Source organism: Bacteroides parvus (genome assembly GCF_017309675.2).
GTDB classification, from domain to species: Bacteria; Bacteroidota; Bacteroidia; order Bacteroidales; family Bacteroidaceae; genus Bacteroides; species Bacteroides uniformis.
Map to the genome: position 1 here is coordinate 2095470 of NZ_CP084680.1, position 26354 is coordinate 2121823.

Here is a 26354-nt window from a genome sequence, read left to right on the forward strand (position 1 = left end):
CCTCGAATGGGGCGATGAATATAGTACAAGCCCGTCCTTGACTTTCTCGTTCCATCTTTGAATGTAGACCACCGATTATGACATGAAAGAAAAGTATAATTATTGCAGTTTTTCTTTTGCTCAGTTATGCTAATATACAAATATAACGATGTTCTACTTCCATGCTTTCCGGGCTCTATATGACGAATATGCGTTTTCTGCCAATTGAGCCAATAGGAATGGAATTAGTATGGCTAAAATATTTTCTATTCCAATTACAAATCTACCAATTATAATTAACAAACAAGATATCACCCCAAAAATAAGTTTGCTGATTATGTAAGAGTCGTTCTTTAATCTAACAATCAAGGAAGTATTAAATACTTCCGTCCCACAAGCGAACAAAGAAATCACGAACACGATACATAGCCCCAAGCATTTATAAACCGACCACCCCTCTAATACAAGATCCGAAACCGCAATAATAATAAACAGTATGACACAACAGATTCTTGAAAATCTGATTAACATCTGTGAATATGGCGAAAACTTGCCGGATTGCTTTTTACTATATATTTCAGCAAAATAATTCAAAGTGATTTCCTGCAGTGCATCAACCGGAACCTGAATCAATCCCCAATATGAAAAGATTAATGTCAAAAGCGCGACTTGATTATTAGGGAAGAAATATGAACAAAACAAGAAAAGGGCAAGAGAACCTACATGGAAGCCAATCTCTGATATAGCTGGATATACTGACGCATACGAGAATATGCGGGACAGCAACCTGTTATGTCTGATAGGAACATCGAATTTCCAGGGCACATATCGCCTCAATACATATACTCCCATCATTATTATTGCGAAAAGCTCAGACAATGCCGAAGTCAGTAAAACAATACTTGTCGGATTAAAATGCGTCGAGACCTTAAACAGCAGAACATAGCCAGATACGCCATTCAGGACAACGCAGCATATAGATATCCATGCCAGCAGCCGATAATGCCCCAATCCCATTAAAAATGAATTGAGCCACATAGATATATATGAACATAACGCCAAGGGCAAGATAAACCATATTACTTGCCCAACACACTCAATCACGTCATTGTCCCCGAGAAATCTTGCGCCAAATGATGAAAGCAGGATTACAAATAGAGAAACAACTATTCCGGATATTCCGAATTTTAGCCATGCTTTTCTGAAAACCGCAATCACCTCCACAATATTTTTATCTCTATATCTTGCAAAATAATTCTGATACGAATCATTCAAGGCTATGCCATAGGCTAAAATAATGAGAAGAATAGCATCTATTATTCCTACAGAAGCCAGATATACCGACGGCATATAAGAGAGCAGTATGGAGTCTGTCACAATCAGGGCTTCTTCCAAAAACTCACTTATTATTACCGGGGCGGCAAGTCGTGCAATAGCATCCAACCTGAGATCTTCATTTCTCATCAGACATAAATATAGGGTCAATACCGGCTTCGACATGCACAAGTTCTCTGACGCATGGAGAAAACTTAATATCAGATGGAATAATGAGAGTGGCCATGCTGCCATATCTGATCTGACCTATTCGCTGGTTCTGTTTCAGCGGACGGTTGTTGCCCGTGAAGAAACTGACTATAGTATCAATATCGTAATCAGCAGTGAGAAGCAGAAATAGCTTCCGGCCGATCATCGGAGAGAAAATCTCAAACAAGGATCTTTGATTAAAGGCAAAGGTCCCTATCTCCCTACGGTCTATTTCAGAAATCCTGCCGTTAATGATAGTGTTCTCGAAATCCAGCATCGGATGGTCCAGAACATAGTATGGCGGTAAGTCTTTACGAGAAACTACTCCGTCAAACGGCATTCTGACAATATGCGGATCATAAAATGTAAGGAATATCGATACGCAGGTATAGTTGCCGTTTTCTATCATGCCATGGCACAGTGACGACAGGCACACATTCCCCATTTTGGTGTATATAAGTTGATCCACAGAATCCACTTTGGATACATCTATCACTATTCCATCAGCAGGCGAATATATTATTCCGGAATTGTTCTTAATAGGCCTGATAGGATCCCTGAAACAGAACTCTGAAGACAAATAGTCTACAGTACAGTCCCGTGTGATGCTTTTTATCCTCTTCCGCCATTGGGAAATTGCTTCTGCCATAATTTCAGATTAGTTTTGTCAGCATTCTTTCATAATTCACATGAAGGACCAAGCATGACAGCAGACCGCCGCCTTTCATATACTCCTCAAGATTGAAATAGCACACCTCCATAGCATTGTCCGCAGCAATCTGCTCAAGCCTGCGGTTTTTATCCGATTCATATCTGTAATCCTCAGAACGCTTCGACAGAAAGTCGATATCGGATGCATTCAGAAGATAATTGTTGACCCTTACCGAGTTGGTGAGTCCGGTATGTGCCTGATCCATGGTAATGGGGATTATATCAGCCACTTTTTCTATACTCTTGATCTCTTCCTTCGTGAAAGAGTCTACCGCCACTATCACACTCTCGTTTGTGAAAGGAAATATCGTGCAGTCGAGGTGGTAGTTCTTCGGGTCCTTCAGCTCAAGCTTAATAATGTTCATTCCAAATTCCGACTCCATCCACTCGTAAGCACGCTTATCCGAGCGAATTCCATATCCTCCTATATAGATATTGTCTCTGAGGTATTTAAGTTCGGCCTCTCCCTCAAATTCAAATGGTGAGCGGATTGTCTTATATCCCAACGAGTCAAAGAATCTCATTCCAATCACCTCCTCGCCTATACGGTTGGTTGCTTTGAAATTAGACCCAATATATATGGGCGTATGCTGGAGTACGATTCCGTTATTCGCCACAAAAACCAAATCCTGCAGTTTACAGTCAATGGGTGTAGGCAATAGATATACAAAGCCTTGGGAGGCAAGAAATGAATAAACCTCCCACATCTCACGTATCGCTTTGGGTTTATTTACAATAATATCCTCATCGTCATATTCCTCCATCCATACATTGTTTCGTACAGCAGTATCATATGATGACGGGATATTCATCATAAAAGTAGGAACGTTTGTCATTATTTGATTATCATTTTAGATTTGTAATTTTGTTTATAGTATGTCATTGGTCTCAACTGTTTATATTCATTATTTAGAAATAAGTCAAGTTGAGATGTATAATGCTCTGCAGCTTCATCCGAAGATGTCCCATAAGGATGGCATGTACGTATATCTCTCTCATTCAGATTTATCAGCATTCTGAACGCACACCCTTCTTCCGCTACGAGTTTGTCTTTCTCAAAATAGGAACGAATTGTATTTACAGAATCCGGAATACCTCCGATTGGCTTTGACACCGAACCGCGTTTGATAAATTGAATGCTTCCAAGAGTCATTCCTTTGACATATCTTTTCGATACCCAGTCAAGACATTCATTGATTTCGGATGCAGAGGCTACCTTGATTGTATCCGGGTTCTTATGATATGTATAATACATATCCTTGTATCTATAGAATAGAAGTGCAAATACGGCAGCTCCTTCAGACATTATATCTGCTTCCCCATCCCATTTTTGCAATATGTCAAGCAGAAACCCTCTATTGCCATGCGCAACCACCTCATAGATTACAGAAAAATCTATACCACGAACTATCGGAAGGATAACCCTCGTATCGGAAAAAATATTCGCAAGAGTCTCCAGATCGATTTTACCTTTGGCAATCTCCGTCTCCAGCAAATTTTTTATTCTTGTGGATCTTGAATTATCATTATAATAATGAAGTCCATTTTTATTGAATCTTCTGCAATCATTATCAGTCTTCAAAGGAGACTGATTTGCACTGCATATATAACCGGATTTCGGATTTTCTATATAAAACATTCCATCCTCAAAGCCATTATCAAGCTGGGTCAGGCTGTCAAGGCTTAGAATGTCAGACATATATTCATCTTCGGATGCACGTATTGGCTCATGGCTATTATGAACATATAGGATATTATTTTTTGTATCGATAGAAACCAGATCCAGATAAGGATATCCGTAATCAAGCGTTAATGCAAGTATCTCATTATTGCTTTGGGCATGAGATATCCTATAATTCAATTCCGTTCCTAATTTATATCCAATCAATGGAATGTCAATCAAAAAATAACGATGGTTTATCTTGACAATAGGCTTACCGTCCGGTGTTGTGAAATATTGTTTTACTATCGGAGCCGGGAACTTTCCATATAACAGGGTGTAATTGAAATAAGCACTCCTATTCAATGGAATAAGCCCTTCTGTTACATTAAGTCTCTTATTAAACACACCTTTTAAGCCAACCTTGTATACAGAATACATATCAGGATAACTTGCAGTTGTGCCCCATGCTACCTTGAAATTTGTCCCCATAAAAATCGTAAAGGTTATGGGCAAGATAAATCCGAATAATTCGCACCCGCTTTTTCGGTAAAATAAATGAATCTCATAGAACGAAAAAATACCCTCAAGCGGTTGATGAGGGGAAATTGCTATGATACTATTGCCGCATCTTGTATGATTCCCTGACACTGCCAAGATGTTCGATCCTTCCTTGTTTGGGAATCCTTTACTTCTCTTTTTAGGTCCCCTCAGGTAAGAATATGGTTTATCAAGTTGAATTCCAACAATTTCTAACAGATGTTGAGCTTCAATAACCTTATCGGCTGATACTGGGAATATCCCGGTGTCAAGTATTTGATCAGAGTGACTTTCGGCATATTCGTTAATGCCGTTGCAATAGTATGACACTGCTGATAAATATTCTTTAGATATTTGGGCCTTAAGTTTTGATACAGCTTTTTCTATATTGAAGAATTCGTATAAGAAGTCGAGATAAACGCCATCCCAGTCGTCAAAGCGCCCGGCCTTTTTATTAACAGCCAGCAACCATAATTGAATAGAAAAGAAATCATCTTCACAGTGACATAAAGCCGTTGCTCTTGCCCCATCATTGAAATCATCACAAACGATGTGTGGTACTCCAAAAGAATCTCTATAGATTTCAATCATTTCTTATAACAGTATCGACAGGGTGTTAGACCTTTGTTTATAGCATTAATTTTTGAGCACTTCTTTATTTCACCAGAACAATGCTCAAGTCCTTTACAATCTTTGGCGATATGATATCTTTTAGATTTTGGCCCAGTACAATAATATACACTCTCCGTGTTACCGCTTGGAGATGCATACATTGATTCCAGCGAAACAACTGAAATTATTGATATTATTATCCATGAATATTTCTTAAGCGCTTTCTTCATATCGTGTCTTAGTATGCATAAAGCAATTATGCTATATAGATCCGTATTCAACAATGCAAAATTAGTGAATTTTTCTGAGTTGACAAGCGAATAATCTGATAAACATATATATATTGCGGCTGGCGCAGTTGGTCAGTACAGTTGGTGTGCCAGCCATATCGGATCAGTATAATGCCACCATGAATTAGAGCCATATATTATGACAATTAGAGCGAATTCTAGCTATCACTCATACATAATCCAAGGTAGGATAATGTGAGAATATATTGTGAGTTATCAGATTTTTTGTCTATACATAGCAGTTAAATGGCGAAAATATGCGAAATTTGTTGTGAGTTTATTGTTTTACAAGACAAACGAAACACACGATATATGGATAATGGCAACGAGAATAATATCTCTGGAAGGGAGAAGTTTGATATGAAGGCGTGGATGGAGGAACATCCTCAGGAGTATGGCGAGTTTGCTGCGGCGATGGGCGAAGCGGACTTGCTGGAGGTGTTTCTGTTGGGTTCGGCTGCGTTTAATACGTCGCCGGAGTTCCAAAAACGGCTGGAGAATATGATTGACCTTGACAATATGGACTTGGATGAGCTTTTGAAGATTCTTCAAGAGTCGGATTTTGCTGAGAAGATATTTGGCGAACAGGCAGAAGGGAGTGAATGGGCTAAATACCGGTTGCCCTTTGCCGCATGGCTCAAATATGGACGCTCTTCTGAAATGATGGTGGATAATATTGAGGAAGCGGCACTGTCGATTGACAACAAACAGTACCAGTGGCAGCTTGCAAAGTTCCTGAAGGCATTTCTTGCGAGGGAAGTTGAAGACAAACGACGCTCGCGCAAGGATTTGAAGGAGTATCTTGATTATCGAAAAAGTATCGATAACGGCAATTTGGCTGATTGGGCGTTGGAGGGCATCGACGAATCTAAACCGACCGCTAAAATTACGGAGAATACGGAATTGCCCCATGACCTTCTTTCCCTTTTGGCATCTCACGACAGTGAGATTGTTAAGCGCATTGGCAAATGGATAGAAACACATATCCGTGGCGTTGACATCGCACACTTATATGTCGCACTTGTCGAGTCTGGCGAACTGGCTCCGTCAACACCTGTCAAGCGATTTGTCGGGATACTATCCGCCACATTCCCTGAATGCAAAATAGTCGGCGGCCGTCAGGTACAGAAGAGTGTAAGCACACTCCAAGGCTTATCCCCCAATCGCAAGCAATTCATCAAAGACGAGCCTGAACATCGCTTCGCTATTGATTCTATAAAGACTGATATTTTGCGAATCAGCACTGATGGAGTAGACTGAAATAGCCTCTTTTCAATTCGTTTGATTCGTTTTAGAGTTCGCGAACTTAACGAATCGCCAATTCTTTTTAATCCAAGAAATTACGCTATACTTTTGCGCCATCGTTCCATTTCGGAGCGGTGGCGTTTCCGTCTTAAGCCGTCAGCGGAGGCGCCCAAAAAATGATGGCAATAGACATAAATATGCAAGATCTTTTAGATATTCTCAATGAAGGTCGCGCTCACGTCAAGGTAGAGATGAGCGCCGAAGACCTCAAGGCGTTTTCCGAAGACCTGATCCGTCGGGCAAAGGATGAACTCGGTTCAATGGTAGAGGCTGCAAAGAAGGAACGAATGCTCACCAAAACCGAAGTCAAGGAACTTTTCGGAGTGTGCGATGCAACACTATGGCATTGGGCGAACAAAGGAATCCTCAAACCTGTCAAGACCGGCAACAAGATTATGTATCCGGAATATGAGGTACGCAAAGCTCTCGGACAACGTAACATCAATATCCAAGCACCATGAAAGCGAATGGCTATTACAACCATCCACGCGTTCCATTGGAAGCCGGATGTGGATTGATCGAGGAGGATAGCATTGCCTTTACCAGCGTTTCCGGTAAAACTGCCGAAACTCCTTCTTTCCCTTTAGAGATATTCCCGAAAGCTATCCGAGACATCATCGAGGCTCTTGAGGAGTATGAGAACTATAATGTTGATTTCACAGCGGCTTCATTCCTTACGGTATTCGCGGCTGCTATGGGCAACACATGGTCAGTCCGCTTCATGACCGGGTGGGTAAGCCGACCGATAATCTACATGGTGCTTGTCGGCTCGCCGAGCTGCGGCAAGACTCCGCCTTTGCAACAGGCGGTCGCACCTCTTCTCAAACTCGACGGAGAGTATGACGTGTTATATTGTAAGGAGATGGAAACCTTCCGCCGGTGGGAACGCATGTCGGCAAAGCAGCGTGAGAGATATTCTCTACCTGAAGAAATGAAGATGCCTCAGCGAAAATGCCATGTGGTGGTTGACTCGACCGTAGAGGCTCTTATCGGAGCGTTGCGCGACAATCCACGCGGAGTGCTGATTTACAAGGATGAGATAGACAGCCTTCTTTCCAATTTCAACCGCTATAACGGTTCGGACGAGGGCTACTTTCTCAGTCTGTTCAGCGGCACGCCTTTCAAGTACAGCCGAAAGTCAAGCAACGAGCATATCTTCCTCTCCAATCCCTACTGTTCGATTATCGGCTCTACGCAGCCCGGGCGTTTGGGCGAACAGTTCGGCGGCAAGCGAATGATGAATGGCTTTTCATCACGTTTTCTGAAAGTCTATCCCGAAATTGACAAGATGCCGTCGTGGAACGACACCGCCATGCCGGACGGCGTTCTTGAAGAATGGGAGCGAATTATCCGAAAGGTGGTAACAGTCACTCCTTCAACAGACCAAGAGGGAAAAGCAACCTCAATAGAGCTAATGTTTTCCCAAGAGGCGAAGCTCCGCGTAATTCAATGGAAAGACGAGGTCAATAACAAAGCCTATGCTGAAACGGATTCGGATGCTGTCAGGGCGTTGTGCGGCAAACTGGAAACTTATCTCGTCCGCTTCTGTCTGGTCATACAGATTATGCACGGTATCTGTGGAGAATCGGGAATGAATGAAATTGAACCGAAAACTGCCGAACTCGCCATAAGGCTCACCGAATATTTCAGAAACATGGAGAGCCGGATTGCTCCGGAGATTGAAACCGGCATCCTCGACAACCGGTTCACCGAGTTACTCGGAAACCTCAGGGATTCGTTCACCACGGCAGAAGCTGTCCGGGAAGCTCTGCAACTCGGAATCTCTGAATCCTCGGTCAAGAGATTCCTGAGAGACGGAGGCCGAGGATTCGTGAAGAAAAAGTCACACGGTTGCTATCATAAAATATGACGCATGCGCTGACACTATGAACTTTTGACATTATGACATTTTCGACCGAGGTCGAACTGACTGAGACACCCCGGTTACTCACGCCTGATTTGGAGTATCGACCTTGCTTTGCAAGATATGCCGATTGTGTCCACAACGGCAATCCCGCCTCCCCCGAGGGGAGGGTCAATCCAGCTCGAAACTCGCAGTCTTTTGTCTAATGATACATTGTCCGTGAACGATTATAGACTGAAAAATGAATGATGATAGACTGAAAATCTGCGGTTGATAGATTATTCAGCATCGCGTTTATCATGAACCGTGATACTTCGGTTTATCGGTCATCGGTACATCGGATAATCGGTACATGGGATAATGTTATAATGAGTCATTGGATAATGTATCATCGGGTAACGGAGCATTGGGTAATCAGATGATTGAGACATTCAGGTATTTTATCATCAAGGTACCAGGTCATCAAATCATCAAGACATCAGGGTTCCAAGTCATCAAGTCACACAGCCTTCATTGTATCAAATATTCAATCCACCAATCTATCAAACCAATCTATCTTAAAAAGTCAATCTCTATGACGGATAAAAAATCCATTACTATAAAAATACGTGTCGATTCGCAGACACACGCAGAAATACAGTCAAGAGCCGACAGATATACCGATGGCAACCTAAGCGCGTTTGTACGCTGCGCCACACTCAAATATGAAGAGCAGCCGATTACCGACCACGATAATCCCCGGATGTTTGCCTTGATCAAGTCCGCTATCAAGCTCATAGAACGGACCGGTACCAACACAAATCAGGTTGCAAAGCACATCAACGAACAGCAGAAAATGAGTCCTTACTCGTTGCGGGCGGCAGATCTTCTTCCCTTCGGTCAGTTTTGCGAGGATACCGATAAAATCCGGCAGATGCTGACTTACCTCTATAACATGATAATATCAGGGAAATGATAGTCAAGAAGCTCAACGATGTGTCCGGCGGCGGTTTCCCCGGCGCTCGATATAACGAGAAAAAGATTGCTGATGGTGTGGCAACCCTTATGGCGATGGAGAACGTCAGCGAGGCGTTGCGCCACAATGTCGAGACGCTGCACCGTTTCGGCCTTGATGCCTCGGCAGAAGTCGAGAGGTATCTGAAAGAAAACTCTAAGACTTATGGCAATACAAAGACGACACGTTTTCAGTTCCATGTGTCGGCCTCTGTGAAAGGACGCGCCATGTCGCCGGAAGAACTCACCGACTTCGCGCGTGAGCTTATGGAGGGGATGGGCTATGCCCGTCAGCCGTATTTTGTTTACGCCCATCATGATACCGGCAACAATCATGTGCATATTCTCTCGACGAGAATAAAGCCTAACGGTTATGCCATTTCTGACCATCAGGACAGGCGCAGGCTTAACGAGTGTGCCAACCGCATACTCGCGCCTGACATCAGTAAAGACATAGAGCGTATTTTCGGCTACGACTACGAAACGGAGGGGCAGTTTGCCAATATAGTTAAGGCTCACGGCTACAAGATAGAGAAATCGCTCGACGACTACCGTCTGTTCAAGTGTGGCGGCAATGCCGGGAATATCGCCATCAGCGACATTCTCAATCGAATCACCAAGAACAGCCCCAAGCGCAAAGACCGCGCTACGCAGCTTCGCGCCATAATCCGGAAATACAAGAGTGAGATAGCCGATGGAAAATGTCAAAGTGTTGATAATGTCAAAGTGTCAAAAGGTAAGAAGCGAAAGCCGGTAAAAGCAAAACTGAACACCGACATCCGCAAAATACTTGATAACCACGGCAAGCCGTTGAGCGAGGAGAACTGCCAGCGCATACAGACTCTCATTGATGTCCTCAAGACAAAGTTTGGCATAGACATCAGTTTCCAGAAGGACAAGGACGGCAGGGTGAGAGGCTGCAGTATAATCGACCATGCCGAAAAGATAGCTTTCGATGGCAGCAAGGTGATAAAACTGTCGGAGCTTATTGATTTCGCCATCAAGCCGCAAAGGAAACCGTCGCCGCTTGACGTGTACCGCGACCTGTTCACTGTCGAGGTGGGCAAAGACGGCAAAGGGAACTATATGCTCATCAATGTCAAAGACGGCTCGACGTACCGCAAGCCAATCTCACAGAGGCAGTACGCATGGTATAACGGCGTGAAAGATGACGAGCGCGAGGATGTAGGTCTGACAATAGCAGCCACGATGTTCTCCGAGGAGATATTAACCGAATATCTCATGCGCCATCCTATATACAACCATCAAGAGAGGATAAAAGGCATGGCAGTTGTCAAACATAGAAACGGCAACTACTGCCTCCGCGTAGCACTGACAGACGGCTATATTCCATTGATAGACTTAACTCCCGAGGAAGAAGCCAAGTTCCGTTCGCTCCATACTGACGAACAGGCCCGACAGGATTTCCTGCTGTCAATAGCCATGCTGCATCTTACTCGAAAGGATGCCGAGGCGGTTAAAGACAGAATAAAACAGAATACCCAATCAAAAGCCGGAGTCCGTATTCTCCCTTCCCGACCACAGGACTACTCCCCGGAAATCTCGCAAGTGTTCACATTAAACCTTGCCAACGCACTATCTTCCCTCAATGTAAGTTCCGGCTCATCCGGCTACAAGCGCGAGCACGAAGTCGGCAACCGCTCCCGCTACGACGACATCGACGATCGTCAGTCGGGCACACGGCTTACAATGTAAGAATGAAATAGTGACTATCTCAACGCACCACGCCGATAGTCACTATTATTTTGCGGAGGATTTAATGTAGAGTTTAATCGGATTTAAAATTAAACGCTACTTTTTAATACCGTTTAATCAAGCCGATTTATCGTGGTTTATAGCGATTTAGATAGTGACTATTATAGTGACTACGCCCTGTAGGGACTAAAAGAAAAATCGCTAACTCCGTGAGAATTAGCGATTTGACTTTTGTTTGGGTGGTACCACCAGGAATCGAACCGGGGACACAAGGATTTTCAGTCCTTTGCTCTACCAACTGAGCTATGGCACCATGTTTATCTCTTTTGCGGTTGCAAAGGTAGTGAAACTTTTGGACTATGCAATAGCTTCCATAATAAAAAACGCTGATAATTGGCTATGTGGTTAATTATCAGCGTTTATGATTTGAGAAAAAATACTGAAAAAGTTTTATAGTTATGCTTTTTCCGCTTCTTCTTCCTTCAAAGGATTCCATCCTTGTGCTTTGAGTTCAAACTCTTGACCGTCACGGGTAATTAGGGCGCAGCCTAATTCCGGTTTGGTGATATGGCCAATCAGCTTGACGCCTTCCATTTCGGCAACCTTTTCATGGTCGGCAATGGGGACGGTGAACAATAACTCATAATCCTCGCCTCCGTTCAGTGCACAAGTGCTCAAGTTCATATTGAATTCTTCTGCCATTACAGCCGTCTGATAGTCGATAGGAATATGTTCTTCGTAAACTCGGCAACCCACTTTGCTTTGGGTACAGATATGCAGTAATTCCGAAGAAAGTCCGTCCGATATATCCATCATGGAGGTGGGTTGTATACCTTCTTCTGCCAGTTTCTGAATGATGTCACGGCGTGCTTCGGGCTTCAGTTGACGTTCCAGAAGATACTCCTTCCCCGAGAAGTCCGGTTGCAAGTCTTTGTCACCTCCTTTGAGCACCGCCTTTTCGCGTTCCAAAAGCTGTAGTCCCATGTAGGCGGCACCCAAGTCGCCGCTGACGCAAATCAGGTCGGTTTCGCGGGCACCATTGCGGTAGACCACTTTTCCTTTCTCACCCTCGCCTATGCAGGTGATGCTGATGGTAAGCCCGGTATAGGAAGCGGAGGTGTCTCCTCCCACGATGTCAACATCATATTCTTCGCAAGCCAAACGGATGCCGGCATAGAGTTCCTCCATGTCTTCTATACTGAAACGCTTGGATATGCCCAAGGAAACGGTAATCTGCTTCGGTGTGCCGTTCATGGCATAGATATCGGAGAAATTGACTACGGCCGATTTATACCCCAAATGCTTGAGCGGTACATACACAAGGTCGAAATGGACGCCTTCCATCAGCAAGTCGGTAGTAACGAGCACTTCCTTTTCGGCCGGGTAGGAGAGGACGGCAGCATCATCTCCGACACCATATCGGCTCGACTCATTCTTTAGTTCAATGCCTTCGGTGAGGTGACGGATGAGGCCGAATTCACCGAGGGTAGCTATTTCTGTTCTCATGCTTTCTTATGCTCTATTAATCAATTCACGCATAATCTCTGTCATTCTCGGTTGTGCCTCGTCTGCAGCTTTCTGCACTTCTTCGTGAGAAACTTCTACGATTTTACCTTCTACCCCCAAGTCTGTAATGACAGATACGCCGAACACTTTGATTCCGCAATGATTTGCCACGATGACTTCCGGCACGGTGGACATGCCCACTGCATCGGCACCCAGAATATGGAACATCTTGTATTCCGCAGGTGTTTCGAATGTGGGACCTTGCGTACCGATATAGACACCGTGCTGAACCTTGATGCCCTTTTCTGCTGCAATGGCGTCGGCCTTACGAATCAGCTCTTTGTCATAGGCCTCGCTCATATCCGGGAAACGAGGGCCGTAAGGTATGTTTTTGCCACGCAATGGATGTTCGGGGAAGTAGTTTATATGGTCGGTGATAATCATCAGGTCGCCGATCGCAAAATCCGGATTTGTGCCTCCACTGGCATTGGAAACGAACAAGGTCTTGATACCCAGTTCGCGCATTACACGTACCGGGAAGGTTACTTCCTTCATGGAATAGCCCTCGTAAAAATGGAAACGTCCCTGCATCGCCATGATGTCTTTATGGCCCAGTTTGCCGAAGATAAGTTTTCCGCTGTGTCCCTCTACGGTAGAGACGGGGAAGTTGGGGATTTCTTCGTACCTTATCTCATACTTTTCAGTGATTTCACCGGCAAGACTGCCGAGTCCGGTACCGAGGATGATTGCTGTCTCAGGCTGGGTGTGCATCTTTCCCTTCAGAAAGGCTGCTGTTTCTTGAATGCGCTCTAACATAGCCAATAATGTTTTGGTTAAATATATATTGTTGATTTTGTAAAATTTCTATTTCTATCGGCAGCACGTAGATGTACGGCTTTAGTGTTTCGTCCAGTGCGGGATGGAGTTTCAGCCTTGCCGCATCTTTCTCCGTGGTGATTATCAGTCTTTTCCACTCTTCCAGGTGCAGGAATTGTTCCTTTATTTGCAATAAATCCTTGGGAGTAAAGTCATGATGGTCATCAAATGACAGCAATTTGACGTGCGGCGTGTAAGATTCCACTTCTTTCTGCAAGGGGGCGGGGGAGGCGATGCCTGTCACCAGCAGTACTTGCTCGTCTCCGGTGAGGGAGGAGAGCACTTCCCAGCTGTTCGTTTTCTCGGGAAATAGCGGGGTCAACATTCCATAGCGGAATCTGGAGAAATACAGTTGTTGGTATGGATAGAGGTGGAGCCGTTTGGCTATGATGTTGAAGTCTATCGGCTTGATGTCATCCGGACATTTGGTGACGATGACCATCTGTGCCCGGTTTTTACCGCTTGAAGGTTCGCGGAGTCTTCCGGCAGGGAGCAAGGCATCATCGCATAGTAACCGGTGAAAATCGGTTAGTAGAATGTTCAGTCCGGCTTTTACATGGCGATGTTGGAAGGCGTCGTCCAGGATGATGGCTTCTACAGTGGGATTTCCCAGTTTCAGCAGTTGCTCAATGCCGTGACAACGGTTTTCGTCTACCGCTACCCGTGCATTGGGGAATTTATTTTTAATTTGATACGGCTCGTCACCTATTTGCCGTACATTGCTCTTGTCATCGGCCAGTACATAGCCTCGGCTTTTACGCTTGTAACCCCGACTGAGGGTGGCTACATTCACTCCGTTTTTTTGTAATAGCTTTATCAGATATTCGGTATGTGGCGTCTTGCCAGTTCCGCCCACAGCAAGGTTGCCCACGCATATTACTGGAACGTCAAAACTCTTTGACCGGAGCCAGCCCCAGTCAAAGAGTTTATTTCGCAAGCATACCCCTATTCCATAAAGCCATGATAGGGGATATAGCCAATGATATATCTTGATAAAGTTTTCTTCCATTTATTGAATATTCAGTTCAAAGGGTACACGTGCTTGTATACGGTCACATTTGTCAAAATTCTCCAGGACGCTGAACTGCTGGTATATCTCGCCCATTGTGCCTTTCAGCATGCGTGCTTTGACGTAGTTACCCGGATTGGTGTTCATCAGGCTTTCAAAGAAACTTTCCTTTTTCGGATAGCTCATCACGGTATAGGCATCTACTCCGGCCTTTGCAATGGCAATGTCCAAAGCTTTGTCCAAACCACCCAATTCGTCGACCAGTCCTAGTTCCTTGGCCTTGCTTCCGGTCCATACACGACCTTGGGCAATTTTATCCAGGTCTTCCTTGCTGATGCCTCGGCCATCGGAGCAGCGGGTGAGGAAGAGGTCATATCCGTTGTTCACATACATTTGCATCAGCCCTTTTTCACCGTCATTCATCGGGCGTGTCAGCATGCCGAAGTCTGCGTATTTATTGGTTTTCACTACATCAAAATTTACCCCGATTTTATCAGTCAGCCCCTTTGCGTTGGGGAACATGCCGAAGATGCCGATAGAACCCGTCAGTGTGGTAGGCTCGGCCACGATGGTGTCTGCATTACAAGAAATGTAGTAACCTCCTGAAGCTGCATAGTCACCCATGGAAACAATGACCGGTTTCTCTTTCTTCAATTCGCTGACGGCATACCATATCTGTTCTGAACCATAGGCACTTCCGCCCGGTGAGTTTACGCGTAATACTACCGCTTTTACATCTTCGTCATCTTTCAGCTTGCGCAGGTCTTTAATCACCTTTTTAGAGTCGATGCCTTCTTCGCTGGAGGCAGAAGATGAACCACCGTCAATTTCTCCATAGGCATAGTATACGGCAATCACATTTCCACTTTTGTCTTTGGGAACGTTCTTCTTTACGTTAATCATGTCCTGCAAACCAAGTACGGGCATGCGGTCGTCTTTGTCGATGCCTACCATCGCTTTCAGGTAGTTGCGCACATCATTCTTATATATTAATGTATCGACCAGTCCGCATTGCACACTTTCTTCTGCGGGATAGAACATCAACATGCGGTCGGCAATGGCGTTCAGTGAGTCTACAGATATTTTGCGTGATTCTGCAACATCATTGGTCACTTGTCCCCAGATGGAGGTCAGGTAAGCGTCGATTTGTTCACGGTTGGCAGGGCTCATTTCGGTAGAGATGAAAGGCTCTACAGCCGATTTGTAGGTACCTACTTTGAATATCTGCATTTCCACTCCGATTTTGGCCAGCAAATCCTTGAAGAACATGGGGGTAGCGGCCAAGCCCCTCCACTCGACCATACCTTGCGGGTTCAGCAACACCTTGTCGGCTACACTTGACAGATAATAAAGACCTTGGGAATAGCTGTCACCATAAGCTACGATGAATTTTCCCGATTCCTTGAAATCCTTCAATGCATTGCGTATTTCTTCGCGTGAAGCAAATCCTGCACCCAGCGAAGTTGCTTCTATATAGATACCTTTAATGTTGTCATTCTCTTTTGCTTTTTTGATAGAGGAGAGGACATCATCCAGGCCATAGGTCTTATAATTGTCTCCCATAAGGGCATCGAACGGATTGTCTTGGCTGCGTTCAGCCAGTGCGCCATTCAAATCCAGCATCATAATGGAGTTCTTGCGTACTTGCGTTTCCGACTCCGAAGATGATACCATGCTGAAAACCACCAGAATACTGATGAAAACTAAAACAACGACTGATACGATGATGCCGGTAATGGTGGCAAACGTAAACTTCAGAAAATCTTTCATTGTACTTTATTGTTTTTAGTATGCTAACTTTTAAAAGCTAACAAAGATAAATAATTAGGTTGATATTTACCCTATCTGTCGCTGAGTTTTTCGGTTTGTCACAGTATTATGGGAGATTTCATTCTCTTTTCTTTTATCTTTGAAGTATGTCATTTCGTTCTTTATGGATAGTTAGTTTGTAAAATGCCAGAGTATAATTGCTGTCTTCTTACTTTCTGAATCTATTTCTCCTAAGAACTAATCTTTCCACACCCGTGTTTCTTTCTTACCACAGCTGTGGTAAGAAAGAAACACGGGTGTGGAAAGAAAGCAACATATCTGTGGTGAGAAAAGTTGTTCATTAGTTCCCGTTTAGTTTCCGTGCTTTCCGGATGTAGCCTTTCGCAGGTTTATTGTCAGTTCTCTTTGTGATTCGCAAGCGCGGTGCCGGCCGTTCAGTGGTCTATGTCAAGGTATGAATTGGAGCTTGTATTTCGCGCGCGTATATATATAATGTGTCCCTTCCTTTCCTTATCCCAGTTTTCTTTAAAAAACATGCTTTAAAACATATCTATCAATCAGTGAGTTATGAAAAAGTTCATGGAATCTCTCAAAAAAACCGTGTATAAATTTTGCAGATGTTCATAAAAGGCCTACTTTTGCATCCGCTTTCGGGAACGAAGGCGGCGATGTTTTGACATTCTGACAGTAAAACGGAGCGGTAAGCTTCCATTTTTCTCTTCTTTGTCATCGGTTTCTTCCGGAACTTCGGCCTTGGAAAAGAAAAATGAAAAAAAAACTTCTGAAAATATTTGGAAGTTATGCTTTAAAGTTCTTACCTTTGCACCCGCTTTTGAAAATGAAAGCAGCGCGAGTTGACATTCTTTTAAAAGAAACGGTGCCTGGTTCTTCTTCCTTTTTCTTTTTGCCTCCCTTTCGACAAGAGAGACGACGAGGAAAGAGAAAAGAGAGAAAAAAAGAAAAAAAAACTTCCGAAAATATTTGGAGGATATACTTAAAAGTTCTTACCTTTGCATCCGCTTTCTGAAAAGAACAGCAATTGTGAAACGAGCGATCTTTGAACAGATTTACATAAACAATACAAGTAGTACAAGAGCAAGGCTTTTCCTTATCAATGGGGAATTGCCTTGGGTAAAACAAGAGAACCGTCAATACTTATTTTATATAGGTAAAGATAAACTTTTGAATTCGAGCGTCCTGAACAGATAACAAGCTGTCGCACATTAATTTTTTTTAATTTGCGCAGTCACGATACTTTTACAATGAAGAGTTTGATCCTGGCTCAGGATGAACGCTAGCTACAGGCTTAACACATGCAAGTCGAGGGGCATCAGGAAGAAAGCTTGCTTTCTTTGCTGGCGACCGGCGCACGGGTGAGTAACACGTATCCAACCTGCCGATGACTCGGGGATAGCCTTTCGAAAGAAAGATTAATACCCGATGGTATATCTGAAAGGCATCTTTCAGCTATTAAAGAATTTCGGTCATTGATGGGGATGCGTTCCATTAGGTTGTTGGCGGGGTAACGGCCCACCAAGCCATCGATGGATAGGGGTTCTGAGAGGAAGGTCCCCCACATTGGAACTGAGACACGGTCCAAACTCCTACGGGAGGCAGCAGTGAGGAATATTGGTCAATGGACGAGAGTCTGAACCAGCCAAGTAGCGTGAAGGATGACTGCCCTATGGGTTGTAAACTTCTTTTATACGGGAATAAAGTTAGGCACGTGTGCCTTTTTGTATGTACCGTATGAATAAGGATCGGCTAACTCCGTGCCAGCAGCCGCGGTAATACGGAGGATCCGAGCGTTATCCGGATTTATTGGGTTTAAAGGGAGCGTAGGCGGATGCTTAAGTCAGTTGTGAAAGTTTGCGGCTCAACCGTAAAATTGCAGTTGATACTGGGTGTCTTGAGTACAGTAGAGGCAGGCGGAATTCGTGGTGTAGCGGTGAAATGCTTAGATATCACGAAGAACTCCGATTGCGAAGGCAGCTTGCTGGACTGTAACTGACGCTGATGCTCGAAAGTGTGGGTATCAAACAGGATTAGATACCCTGGTAGTCCACACAGTAAACGATGAATACTCGCTGTTTGCGATATACAGTAAGCGGCCAAGCGAAAGCGTTAAGTATTCCACCTGGGGAGTACGCCGGCAACGGTGAAACTCAAAGGAATTGACGGGGGCCCGCACAAGCGGAGGAACATGTGGTTTAATTCGATGATACGCGAGGAACCTTACCCGGGCTTAAATTGCAAATGAATGTTCTGGAAACAGATCAGCCGCAAGGCATTTGTGAAGGTGCTGCATGGTTGTCGTCAGCTCGTGCCGTGAGGTGTCGGCTTAAGTGCCATAACGAGCGCAACCCTTATCGATAGTTACCATCAGGTTATGCTGGGGACTCTGTCGAGACTGCCGTCGTAAGATGTGAGGAAGGTGGGGATGACGTCAAATCAGCACGGCCCTTACGTCCGGGGCTACACACGTGTTACAATGGGGGGTACAGAAGGCAGCTACACGGCGACGTGATGCTAATCCCTAAAACCTCTCTCAGTTCGGATTGGAGTCTGCAACCCGACTCCATGAAGCTGGATTCGCTAGTAATCGCGCATCAGCCACGGCGCGGTGAATACGTTCCCGGGCCTTGTACACACCGCCCGTCAAGCCATGAAAGCCGGGGGTACCTGAAGTGCGTAACCGCGAGGAGCGCCCTAGGGTAAAACTGGTGATTGGGGCTAAGTCGTAACAAGGTAGCCGTACCGGAAGGTGCGGCTGGAACACCTCCTTTCTGGAGTGACGTCTCGACTCGATCGTTGGTTCTTGAAGTTATGCTTCCATAAGAACCTCTTGTACTGCGCGTACTTGTTTATTAAAATATACGAGAAAAGTAGAAGCCGAGCCGTAAGGCGAGGGTTTGACTGACAGTCCTATAGCTCAGTTGGTTAGAGCGCTACACTGATAATGTAGAGGTCGGCAGTTCAACTCTGCCTGGGACTACTTCTCAGTTGGTGACCGACCGGTTACGATTTAGCGGGTCTTTCATCAATGGTGAAGGGGGATTAGCTCAGCTGGCTAGAGCACCTGCTTTGCACGCAGGGGGTCAACGGTTCGAATCCGTTATTCTCCACTTCTCAAGATTAGGAATTATCTTTAATCCTTAATCCTTGACAACGATCTTTGACATGATGTGACCAAAAAAAGTAAAGTTGAAAGCTGAAAGTATATATCGACCATACGTGATCGGTAAGACAAAAAGTAAGTAAGGGCACATGGCGGATGCCTTGGCTCTCGGAGGCGATGAAGGACGTGATAAGCTGCGATAAGCCGCGGGTAGGTGCAAATGACCTTTGATCCGCGGATTTCCGAATGGGACAACCCGATATCCTGAAGGGATATCATCCCGCAATGCGGGAGGCTAACGCAGGGAACTGAAACATCTTAGTACCTGCAGGAAAAGAAAATAAATAATGATTCCCCCAGTAGTGGCGAGCGAACGGGGAACAGCCCAAACCATCCATGTTACGGCATGTGTGGGGTTGTAGGACCACGTTGTGGCAAGAAAGTTGGTGAGCAGAATGTTCTGGAAAGTACAGCCATAGAGCATGATAGCTGCGTATGCGAAGCCAACCGAAGCCTAGTGGTATCCTGAGTAGCGCGGAGCACGAGGAATTCTGCGTGAATCTGCCGGGACCATCCGGTAAGGCTAAATACTCCCGAGAGACCGATAGTGAACCAGTACTGTGAAGGAAAGGTGAAAAGCACTTCGAACAGAAGAGTGAAATAGTTCCTGAAACCATGTGCCTACAAGCGGTCGGAGCACTTTTAGTGTGACGGCGTGCCTTTTGCATAATGAACCTACGAGTTACTTTTTCCGGCGAGGTTAAGGATCTCAGATCCGCAGCCGAAGCGAAAGCGAGTCTGAACAGGGCGTATAGTCGGAAGGAGTAGACGCGAAACCAAGTGATCTACCCTTGGGCAGGTTGAAGGATGGGTAACACCATCTGGAGGACCGAACCAATAAGCGTTGAAAAGCTTCTGGATGACCTGAGGGTGGGGGTGAAAGGCTAATCAAACTTGGAGATAGCTCGTACTCCCCGAAATGCATTTAGGTGCAGCCTTGACTTATACTGACATGAGGTAGAGCGACTGATAAGATGCGAGGGCTTCACCGCCTATCAAGTCTTGACAAACTCCGAATGCGTGTCAGTTCTATGTCAGGAGTGAGGGCATGGGTGCTAAGGTCCATGTCCTAAAGGAGAACAATCCGGACCAACAGCTAAGGTCCCGAAATGAATACTAAGTTGAACTAACGAAGTCAGATTGCTAAGACAGCTAGGATGTTGGCTTGGAAGCAGCCATTCATTTAAAGAGTGCGTAACAGCTCACTAGTCGAGGAGTTTGGCGTGGATAATAATCGGGCATAAGTATTCTACCGAAGCTTTGGGATGAGAAATCATCGGTAGGGGAGCATTCCACTCTGCGTCGAAGGTAAGGCGTGAGCCTTGCTGGAGCGTGTGGAAAAGCAAATGTAGGTATAAGTAACGATAAAGGGGGTGGGAAACCCCCTCGCCGAAAGACTAAGGTTTCCTGATCAACGCTAATCGGATCAGGGTAAGTCGGGTCCTAAGGCTCAGCCGAACGGCGAGGCCGATGGCAGAACCGGTTAATATTCCGGTACTACCTTAAGGAGTGACGTGGAGACGGAGTCGTGACAGCGCCGCGGACTGACGGAATAGTCCGTTGAAGGGTGTAGATGTTGATTGTTCCAGGCAAATCCGGAACGAGAGTCGAACCTGACAGTATGGAGCGTCCTTCTGGACAATCCAATAGTGCGTGTAATCATACTTCCAAGAAAATCCGCTAAACTTAATCCTTACGGTACCCGTACCGCAAACGGACACACGTAGTCGGGTTGAATATACTAAGGCGCTTGAGTGATTCACGGTTAAGGAACTAGGCAAACTGACCCTGTAACTTCGGGATAAAGGGTCCTCAAGCAATTGAGGCGCAGAGAATAGGTCCAGGCAACTGTTTAACAAAAACACAGGGCTGTGCAAAATTGAAAGATGAAGTATACAGCCTGACACCTGCCCGGTGCTGGAAGGTTAAGAGGAGACGTCATCGCAAGAGAAGCGTTGAATTGAAGCCCCAGTAAACGGCGGCCGTAACTATAACGGTCCTAAGGTAGCGAAATTCCTTGTCGGGTAAGTTCCGACCTGCACGAATGGTGTAATGATCTGGACGCTGTCTCAACCGTGAGCTCAGTGAAATTGTAGTATCGGTGAAGATGCCGATTACCCGCGATGGGACGAAAAGACCCCGTGAACCTTTACTATAGCTTAACATTGAATTTGGGTAATTGATGTGTAGGATAGGCCGGAGGCTTTGAAGCGGGCACGCCAGTGTTCGTGGAGCCGCTGTTGAAATACGGCCCTTTGATTATTTGAGTTCTAACCCGCTGTTGCGGGGACACTGTTTGGTGGGTAGTTTGACTGGGGTGGTCGCCTCCAAAAGCGTAACGGAGGCTTCTAAAGGTGCCCTCACGACGATTGGTAACCGTCGGCAGAGTGTAATGGCATAAGGGCGCTTGACTGGGAGACTCACAAGTCGATCAGGTAGGAAACTAGAGCATAGTGATCCGGTGTTTCTGTATGGAAAGGACATCGCTCAAAGGATAAAAGGTACTCCGGGGATAACAGGCTGATCCCTCCCAAGAGCTCATATCGACGGAGGGGTTTGGCACCTCGATGTCGGCTCGTCACATCCTGGGGCTGGAGAAGGTCCCAAGGGTTGGGCTGTTCGCCCATTAAAGTGGCACGCGAGCTGGGTTCAGAACGTCGTGAGACAGTTCGGTCTCTATCTATCGTGGGCGCATGAAATTTGCGTGGCTCTGACACTAGTACGAGAGGACCGTGTTGGACTGACCTCTGGTTTACCGGTTGTGCCGCCAGGTGCATTGCCGGGTATCTAAGTCGGGATTGGATAAGTGCTGAAAGCATCTAAGTACGAAGCCAGCCACAAGATTAGATTTCTCAGGGTCGTTGTAGACTACAACGTTGATAGGACGCAGGTGTACAGGCAGCGATGTCATAGCCGAGCGTTACTAATTGCCCGTTCACTTTTTGCCTTGCCTTGTATGGAGGTATATACGTTCAGCCATAAATGAATGCTTTGCTTTTTTCGCATCATGTCTACCTTATTCAGGTGACTACAGCACCGGGGTTCCACCTCTTCCCATTCCGAACAGAGAAGTTAAGCCCGGTCACGCCGATGGTACTGCGTAACAGTGGGAGAGTAGGTAGTCGCCGTTTTTCAGAAGAAGCCTCCGTGTCTGATAAGGATACGGAGGCTTCGTTCGTTTTGGCGGTCTCATAAACTTTTCGTATATTTGCGTCGAACTAATTTTATATCAACGTTTAAAGCAAATTGAAAGTATGAAGACTAAAGTTTTATTGGCTGCCGTTGCGGTAGCGTTTTCTTTCGCAGTGACATCTTGTGGCAACAAAAAGGCTGCAGATTCTAATGTAACTGAGGTGGATTCTTGCTGCGCAGCAAAAACAGAACAAGTGTGTGACTCTGCTAAGGCTTGCTGTGAGGGTGCTGACTCTGCTGCTTGTGACAGTGCGAAATGTGAGAAGGCTTGTGATAAAGCTGCTTGTGATAAGAAAGAAGATTGCAAGAAAGCTTGTGATAAAAAGTAATTCAAGACTTGTATTAAATTGTGCAATAGGAAAAGGCATACTGTAAAGTATGCCTTTTTTGTGATATATTTAAGTAATAGGTGAATGCTAACTTATAAAATGAAACTGTTTCTTTGAAAAAAGTAATGAATTTGTTTGTGTGATACGAAATAATATCTACCTTTGCAACGTCAAAACAAAAAAGAAGATGATTCAGAACTTTACATATATTCTACTGTGTGGCATTATTATTCTACTGGCAAAGTTTAGTGGAAGTGAGTGCTGTGCGTGAATATATATGTAAGATGCAATGATATATGAAGCCTTTCTCACTTCCAAGTGCGAAAGGCTTTTTTTATGGGACATAAATTAAATACAATAAAGCAATGAGTGACAAATTATTTATTTTCGACACAACGCTCCGCGATGGCGAGCAGGTTCCGGGATGCCAATTGAATACAGTGGAAAAGATTCAGGTAGCCAGACAACTGGAAGCCCTGGGGGTGGACGTGATTGAAGCCGGATTTCCGATTTCAAGTCCGGGAGATTTCAATTCGGTCATTGAGATATCAAAGGCTGTGACATGGCCCACCATCTGCGCCTTGACACGTGCCGTACAGAAAGATATTGATGTGGCAGCAGAGGCTTTGCAATTTGCCAAGCATAAACGTATCCATACTGGCATCGGTACATCTGACTCGCACATTAAATATAAATTCAATTCCAATCGCGAGGAAATAATAGAGCGTGCAGTGGCTGCCGTAAAGTATGCACGTAAGTATGTGGATGATGTAGAGTTCTATGCCGAAGATGCAGGCCGAACGGATAATGAATATTTGGCACGGGTGGTAGAAGCTGTTATCAAGGCAGGTGCTACTGTGGTGAATATTCCCGATACAACGGGGTATTGCTTGCCTGATGAGTATGGCGCGAAGATAAGATATCTGATGGAACATGTCAACGGTATTCATAATGCCATTATTTCTACTCATTGCCACAATGACTTGGGCATGGCTACTGCCAATACAATGGCTGGCGTGCTGAATGGTGCCCGCCAGGTGGAGGTAACCATCAATGGTATTGGTGAACGTGCCGGCAATACTTCTCTTGAGGAAGTGGCGATGATTATCAAATGTCACAAGGACATAGAAATCGAGACCAACATCAATACACAGAAGATTTATCCAACCAGCCGTATGGTGTCCAGCCTGATGAACATGCCGGTGCAGCCCAACAAGGCTATTGTAGGTCGCAATGCTTTTGCCCATTCGTCGGGTATTCACCAGGACGGTGTATTGAAGAATGTGCAGACGTACGAAATCATTGACCCGCATGATGTGGGTATTGATGATAATTCTATCGTATTGACAGCCCGTAGCGGACGTGCAGCCTTGAAGAATCGTTTGTCGATATTGGGAGTACAGCTGGATCAGGAGAAGCTGGACAAAGTGTATGAAGAGTTCTTGAAACTTGCCGATAAGAAGAAAGATATCAATGATGACGATATTCTGGTATTGGCAGGGGCAAATCGTACGCAGAACCACCGTATCAAACTGGAATATCTTCAGGTGACCAGTGGGGTGGGGGTTCGTTCGGTTGCCAGCTTGGGATTGAACATCTCCGGTGAGAAGTTTGAAGCCGCTGCCAGTGGAAACGGTCCGGTAGATGCCGCTATCAAGGCTTTGAAGAAGATTATCGACCGCCATATGACATTGAAGGAATTCACCATCCAGGCTATCAGCAAGGGTAGCGACGATATGGGTAAGGTACATATGCAGGTGGAATACGATAATCATATTTATTATGGGTTCGGTGCCAATACGGATATTATCGCGGCATCAGTGGAAGCGTACATCGACTGTATCAATAAGTTTAAGATGTGATTTTAATCGTAAATTGTAAATAGCTAAATTGTACATAAAGAGATGAATACATTATTTGATAAAATCTGGGATGCCCATGTGGTACAGAAAGTGGAAGACGGTCCCACACAGCTTTATATTGATCGGCTTTATTGTCATGAAGTAACCAGCCCGCAAGCCTTTTCAGGATTGCGCGAACGTGGAATCAAGTGTTTCCGTCCGGAAAAGATTTTCTGTATGCCCGACCATAACACGCCGACGCATGACCAGGACAAGCCGATTGAAGACCCGGTTTCAAAGACTCAGGTAGATACACTGGCCAAGAATGCGGAAGAGTTTGGATTGGTCCATTTCGGCATGATGGACAAGAAGAACGGAATTATCCATGTAGTAGGTCCGGAACGCGGGCTGACCCTGCCTGGCATGACCATTGTCTGCGGTGACTCGCATACTTCCACCCACGGGGCGATGGGAGCAGTGGCTTTCGGTATCGGTACGAGTGAGGTGGAAATGGTAATGGCCTCGCAATGTATCCTTCAGACCCGTCCTAAGACAATGCGCATCACTGTCGACGGCAAACTTGGCAAGGGAGTGACGGCAAAAGATGTAGCATTGTATATGATGTCGAAGATGACGACCAGCGGCGCTACGGGATATTTCGTGGAATATGCCGGAGAAGCTGTGCGTGGTCTGACTATGGAAGGCCGTCTGACCTTGTGCAATCTGAGTATAGAGATGGGTGCCCGCGGCGGTATGGTTGCTCCGGATGAGACCACTTTCGAGTATATTAAAGGACGCGAATATGCTCCGAAGGGTGAGGCATGGGACAAGGCATTGGCCTATTGGAAAACATTGAAGAGTGATGAGGATGCAGTGTTCGACAAGGAAGTCCGTTTTGCTGCCGAAGATATTGAACCGATGATTACATACGGTACCAACCCGGGCATGGGTATGGGTATCACACAACATATTCCTACTACCGAAGGCATGGGAGAAGCTGCCCGGACCTCTTTCATGAAGTCTATGAGCTATATGGGTTTCCAACCGGGAGAACCTTTGCTGGGTAAGAAGGTTGACTATGTGTTTTTGGGTGCCTGCACCAATGGGCGCATTGAGGATTTCCGTGCATTTGCCTCCATTGTGAAAGGTCGTCAGAAAGCCGGGAATGTAGTGGCATGGCTGGTTCCGGGCTCCTGGATGGTAGATGCACAGATTCGCGAAGAGGGACTGGACAAGATTTTGGAAGAGGCCGGTTTTGCCATTCGCCAACCGGGTTGCTCCGCTTGCCTGGCAATGAACGACGATAAGGTGCCTGCCGGAAAGTATGCAGTGTCTACCAGTAACCGTAATTTTGAAGGACGCCAGGGGCCGGGTTCCCGAACACTGCTTGCCAGCCCGCTTGTAGCTGCAGCAGCGGCAGTGACTGGAGTAATTACTGACCCGAGAACGCTGATTTGAT

At 45.4% G+C, this 26354-nt stretch carries 17 protein-coding genes, 3 tRNA genes and 3 rRNA genes; 14 read left to right on the top strand and 9 right to left on the bottom strand.

All coding sequences use genetic code 11. The features are described from left to right. Window positions 1-153 precede the first annotated feature (153 nt). The 4 genes from JXR92_RS08355 to JXR92_RS08370 are packed head-to-tail and all read right to left on the bottom strand — an operon-like array spanning window position 154 to window position 5005. The gene (locus JXR92_RS08355; RefSeq protein ID WP_171030418.1) at window positions 154-1443 is read right to left on the bottom strand and encodes an MATE family efflux transporter; all 1290 of its coding nucleotides are present in this window, start codon (window positions 1441-1443) and stop codon (window positions 154-156) included. Then, window positions 1433-2152, bottom strand: coding sequence for a phosphatidylserine decarboxylase (locus tag JXR92_RS08360; protein ID WP_117601510.1), 720 nt, complete (start codon window positions 2150-2152; stop codon window positions 1433-1435). Before JXR92_RS08360 ends, JXR92_RS08355 begins: the two co-directional genes overlap by 11 nt. 4 nt (window positions 2153-2156) lie before the next feature. Next, on the bottom strand, window positions 2157-3029 hold the full coding sequence (locus JXR92_RS08365; RefSeq protein ID WP_158562843.1) for a dimethylarginine dimethylaminohydrolase family protein: 873 nt from the start codon (window positions 3027-3029) through the stop codon (window positions 2157-2159). Window positions 3030-3049: 20 nt separating this feature from the next. Continuing rightward, window positions 3050-5005, bottom strand: coding sequence for a penicillin acylase family protein (locus tag JXR92_RS08370; RefSeq protein WP_117601508.1), 1956 nt, complete (start codon window positions 5003-5005; stop codon window positions 3050-3052). Window positions 5006-5628: 623 nt separating this feature from the next. Here JXR92_RS08370 and JXR92_RS08375 point away from each other — a divergent pair. The 5 genes from JXR92_RS08375 (at window position 5629) to JXR92_RS08395 (ending at window position 11194) form a co-directional block, all read left to right on the top strand. Then, window positions 5629-6576, top strand: coding sequence for a DUF6043 family protein (locus JXR92_RS08375; RefSeq protein WP_117974731.1), 948 nt, complete (start codon window positions 5629-5631; stop codon window positions 6574-6576). Between the two features lie 182 nt (window positions 6577-6758). After that, entirely contained in the window at window positions 6759-7082 is a 324-nt protein-coding gene (locus JXR92_RS08380; protein ID WP_117601515.1) for a helix-turn-helix domain-containing protein, read from the top strand. After that, the gene (locus tag JXR92_RS08385; RefSeq protein ID WP_117601506.1) at window positions 7079-8491 is read left to right on the top strand and encodes a DUF3987 domain-containing protein; all 1413 of its coding nucleotides are present in this window, start codon (window positions 7079-7081) and stop codon (window positions 8489-8491) included. Before JXR92_RS08380 ends, JXR92_RS08385 begins: the two co-directional genes overlap by 4 nt. 568 nt (window positions 8492-9059) lie before the next feature. After that, window positions 9060-9440: a plasmid mobilization protein gene (locus JXR92_RS08390; RefSeq protein ID WP_117974733.1), complete on the top strand. Its 381-nt coding sequence runs from the start codon at window positions 9060-9062 to the stop codon at window positions 9438-9440. Continuing rightward, window positions 9437-11194, top strand: coding sequence for a relaxase/mobilization nuclease domain-containing protein (locus JXR92_RS08395; RefSeq protein ID WP_117601504.1), 1758 nt, complete (start codon window positions 9437-9439; stop codon window positions 11192-11194). Before JXR92_RS08390 ends, JXR92_RS08395 begins: the two co-directional genes overlap by 4 nt. A gap of 240 nt (window positions 11195-11434) precedes the next feature. On the opposite strand, the gene JXR92_RS08400 is transcribed toward JXR92_RS08395, so the two are convergent. From JXR92_RS08400 to sppA, 5 genes are all read right to left on the bottom strand, one after another. Continuing rightward, window positions 11435-11507, bottom strand: a tRNA-Phe gene (locus JXR92_RS08400). A gap of 143 nt (window positions 11508-11650) precedes the next feature. Further along, window positions 11651-12700, bottom strand: a complete 1050-nt coding sequence (thiL, locus tag JXR92_RS08405) for a thiamine-phosphate kinase (RefSeq protein ID WP_005828671.1) — start codon at window positions 12698-12700, stop codon at window positions 11651-11653. Window positions 12701-12706: 6 nt separating this feature from the next. After that, on the bottom strand, window positions 12707-13516 hold the full coding sequence (locus tag JXR92_RS08410; protein WP_005835556.1) for a purine-nucleoside phosphorylase: 810 nt from the start codon (window positions 13514-13516) through the stop codon (window positions 12707-12709). Next, window positions 13455-14585, bottom strand: coding sequence for a tetraacyldisaccharide 4'-kinase (gene lpxK, locus JXR92_RS08415; RefSeq protein WP_117601100.1), 1131 nt, complete (start codon window positions 14583-14585; stop codon window positions 13455-13457). The genes JXR92_RS08410 and lpxK overlap by 62 nt, the downstream gene beginning before the upstream one ends. Further along, window positions 14586-16355 carry a signal peptide peptidase SppA gene (gene sppA, locus JXR92_RS08420; RefSeq protein ID WP_005835560.1) on the bottom strand — a complete coding sequence of 590 codons (1770 nt, stop codon included), beginning with the start codon at window positions 16353-16355 and terminating at the stop codon, window positions 14586-14588. Window positions 16356-17121: 766 nt separating this feature from the next. Here sppA and JXR92_RS08425 point away from each other — a divergent pair. The 9 genes from JXR92_RS08425 (at window position 17122) to leuC (ending at window position 26353) form a co-directional block, all read left to right on the top strand. Beyond that, window positions 17122-17382, top strand: a complete 261-nt coding sequence (locus JXR92_RS08425; protein ID WP_206897467.1) for a hypothetical protein — start codon at window positions 17122-17124, stop codon at window positions 17380-17382. A gap of 232 nt (window positions 17383-17614) precedes the next feature. Then, window positions 17615-19141, top strand: a 16S ribosomal RNA gene (locus JXR92_RS08430). Between the two features lie 135 nt (window positions 19142-19276). Further along, window positions 19277-19350 (top strand) — tRNA-Ile (locus tag JXR92_RS08435). 56 nt (window positions 19351-19406) lie between these two features. Beyond that, window positions 19407-19480: transfer RNA gene (locus JXR92_RS08440), tRNA-Ala, on the top strand. Window positions 19481-19602: 122 nt separating this feature from the next. Beyond that, a 23S ribosomal RNA gene (locus JXR92_RS08445) occupies window positions 19603-22480 on the top strand. Window positions 22481-22553: 73 nt separating this feature from the next. After that, window positions 22554-22664: ribosomal RNA gene (gene rrf / locus JXR92_RS08450) — 5S ribosomal RNA — on the top strand. Together the 16S, 23S and 5S rRNA genes with 2 tRNA genes alongside form the textbook arrangement of a ribosomal RNA operon. Window positions 22665-22787: 123 nt before the next feature. Continuing rightward, complete coding sequence (locus JXR92_RS08455) at window positions 22788-23054, top strand: hypothetical protein (protein ID WP_117966787.1); 267 nt, start codon at window positions 22788-22790, stop codon at window positions 23052-23054. A gap of 365 nt (window positions 23055-23419) precedes the next feature. Next, the gene (locus tag JXR92_RS08460; RefSeq protein ID WP_005835565.1) at window positions 23420-24916 is read left to right on the top strand and encodes a 2-isopropylmalate synthase; all 1497 of its coding nucleotides are present in this window, start codon (window positions 23420-23422) and stop codon (window positions 24914-24916) included. Between the two features lie 42 nt (window positions 24917-24958). Beyond that, window positions 24959-26353, top strand: coding sequence for a 3-isopropylmalate dehydratase large subunit (gene leuC, locus JXR92_RS08465; protein ID WP_131225908.1), 1395 nt, complete (start codon window positions 24959-24961; stop codon window positions 26351-26353). Window position 26354 lies beyond the last annotated feature (1 nt).

What these genes read in the sequence shown, in the direction of transcription:
- sppA (WP_005835560.1), bottom strand. Translation starts at nt 16,355, where the DNA reads ATGAAAGATTTTCTGAAGTTTACGTTTGCCACCATTACCGGCATCATC.
- JXR92_RS08370 (WP_117601508.1), bottom strand. Translation starts at nt 5,005, where the DNA reads ATGATTGAAATCTATAGAGATTCTTTTGGAGTACCACACATCGTTTGT.
- lpxK (WP_117601100.1), bottom strand. Translation starts at nt 14,585, where the DNA reads ATGGAAGAAAACTTTATCAAGATATATCATTGGCTATATCCCCTATCA.
- JXR92_RS08460 (WP_005835565.1), top strand. Translation starts at nt 23,420, where the DNA reads ATGAGTGACAAATTATTTATTTTCGACACAACGCTCCGCGATGGCGAG.
- JXR92_RS08455 (WP_117966787.1), top strand. Translation starts at nt 22,788, where the DNA reads ATGAAGACTAAAGTTTTATTGGCTGCCGTTGCGGTAGCGTTTTCTTTC.
- JXR92_RS08360 (WP_117601510.1), bottom strand. Translation starts at nt 2,152, where the DNA reads ATGGCAGAAGCAATTTCCCAATGGCGGAAGAGGATAAAAAGCATCACA.
- JXR92_RS08365 (WP_158562843.1), bottom strand. Translation starts at nt 3,029, where the DNA reads ATGATGAATATCCCGTCATCATATGATACTGCTGTACGAAACAATGTA.
- JXR92_RS08390 (WP_117974733.1), top strand. Translation starts at nt 9,060, where the DNA reads ATGACGGATAAAAAATCCATTACTATAAAAATACGTGTCGATTCGCAG.
- JXR92_RS08425 (WP_206897467.1), top strand. Translation starts at nt 17,122, where the DNA reads ATGAAAAAAAAACTTCTGAAAATATTTGGAAGTTATGCTTTAAAGTTC.
- thiL (WP_005828671.1), bottom strand. Translation starts at nt 12,700, where the DNA reads ATGAGAACAGAAATAGCTACCCTCGGTGAATTCGGCCTCATCCGTCAC.
- JXR92_RS08375 (WP_117974731.1), top strand. Translation starts at nt 5,629, where the DNA reads ATGGATAATGGCAACGAGAATAATATCTCTGGAAGGGAGAAGTTTGAT.
- JXR92_RS08395 (WP_117601504.1), top strand. Translation starts at nt 9,437, where the DNA reads ATGATAGTCAAGAAGCTCAACGATGTGTCCGGCGGCGGTTTCCCCGGC.
- JXR92_RS08355 (WP_171030418.1), bottom strand. Translation starts at nt 1,443, where the DNA reads ATGAGAAATGAAGATCTCAGGTTGGATGCTATTGCACGACTTGCCGCC.
- JXR92_RS08410 (WP_005835556.1), bottom strand. Translation starts at nt 13,516, where the DNA reads ATGTTAGAGCGCATTCAAGAAACAGCAGCCTTTCTGAAGGGAAAGATG.
- JXR92_RS08380 (WP_117601515.1), top strand. Translation starts at nt 6,759, where the DNA reads ATGCAAGATCTTTTAGATATTCTCAATGAAGGTCGCGCTCACGTCAAG.
- leuC (WP_131225908.1), top strand. Translation starts at nt 24,959, where the DNA reads ATGAATACATTATTTGATAAAATCTGGGATGCCCATGTGGTACAGAAA.
- JXR92_RS08385 (WP_117601506.1), top strand. Translation starts at nt 7,079, where the DNA reads ATGAAAGCGAATGGCTATTACAACCATCCACGCGTTCCATTGGAAGCC.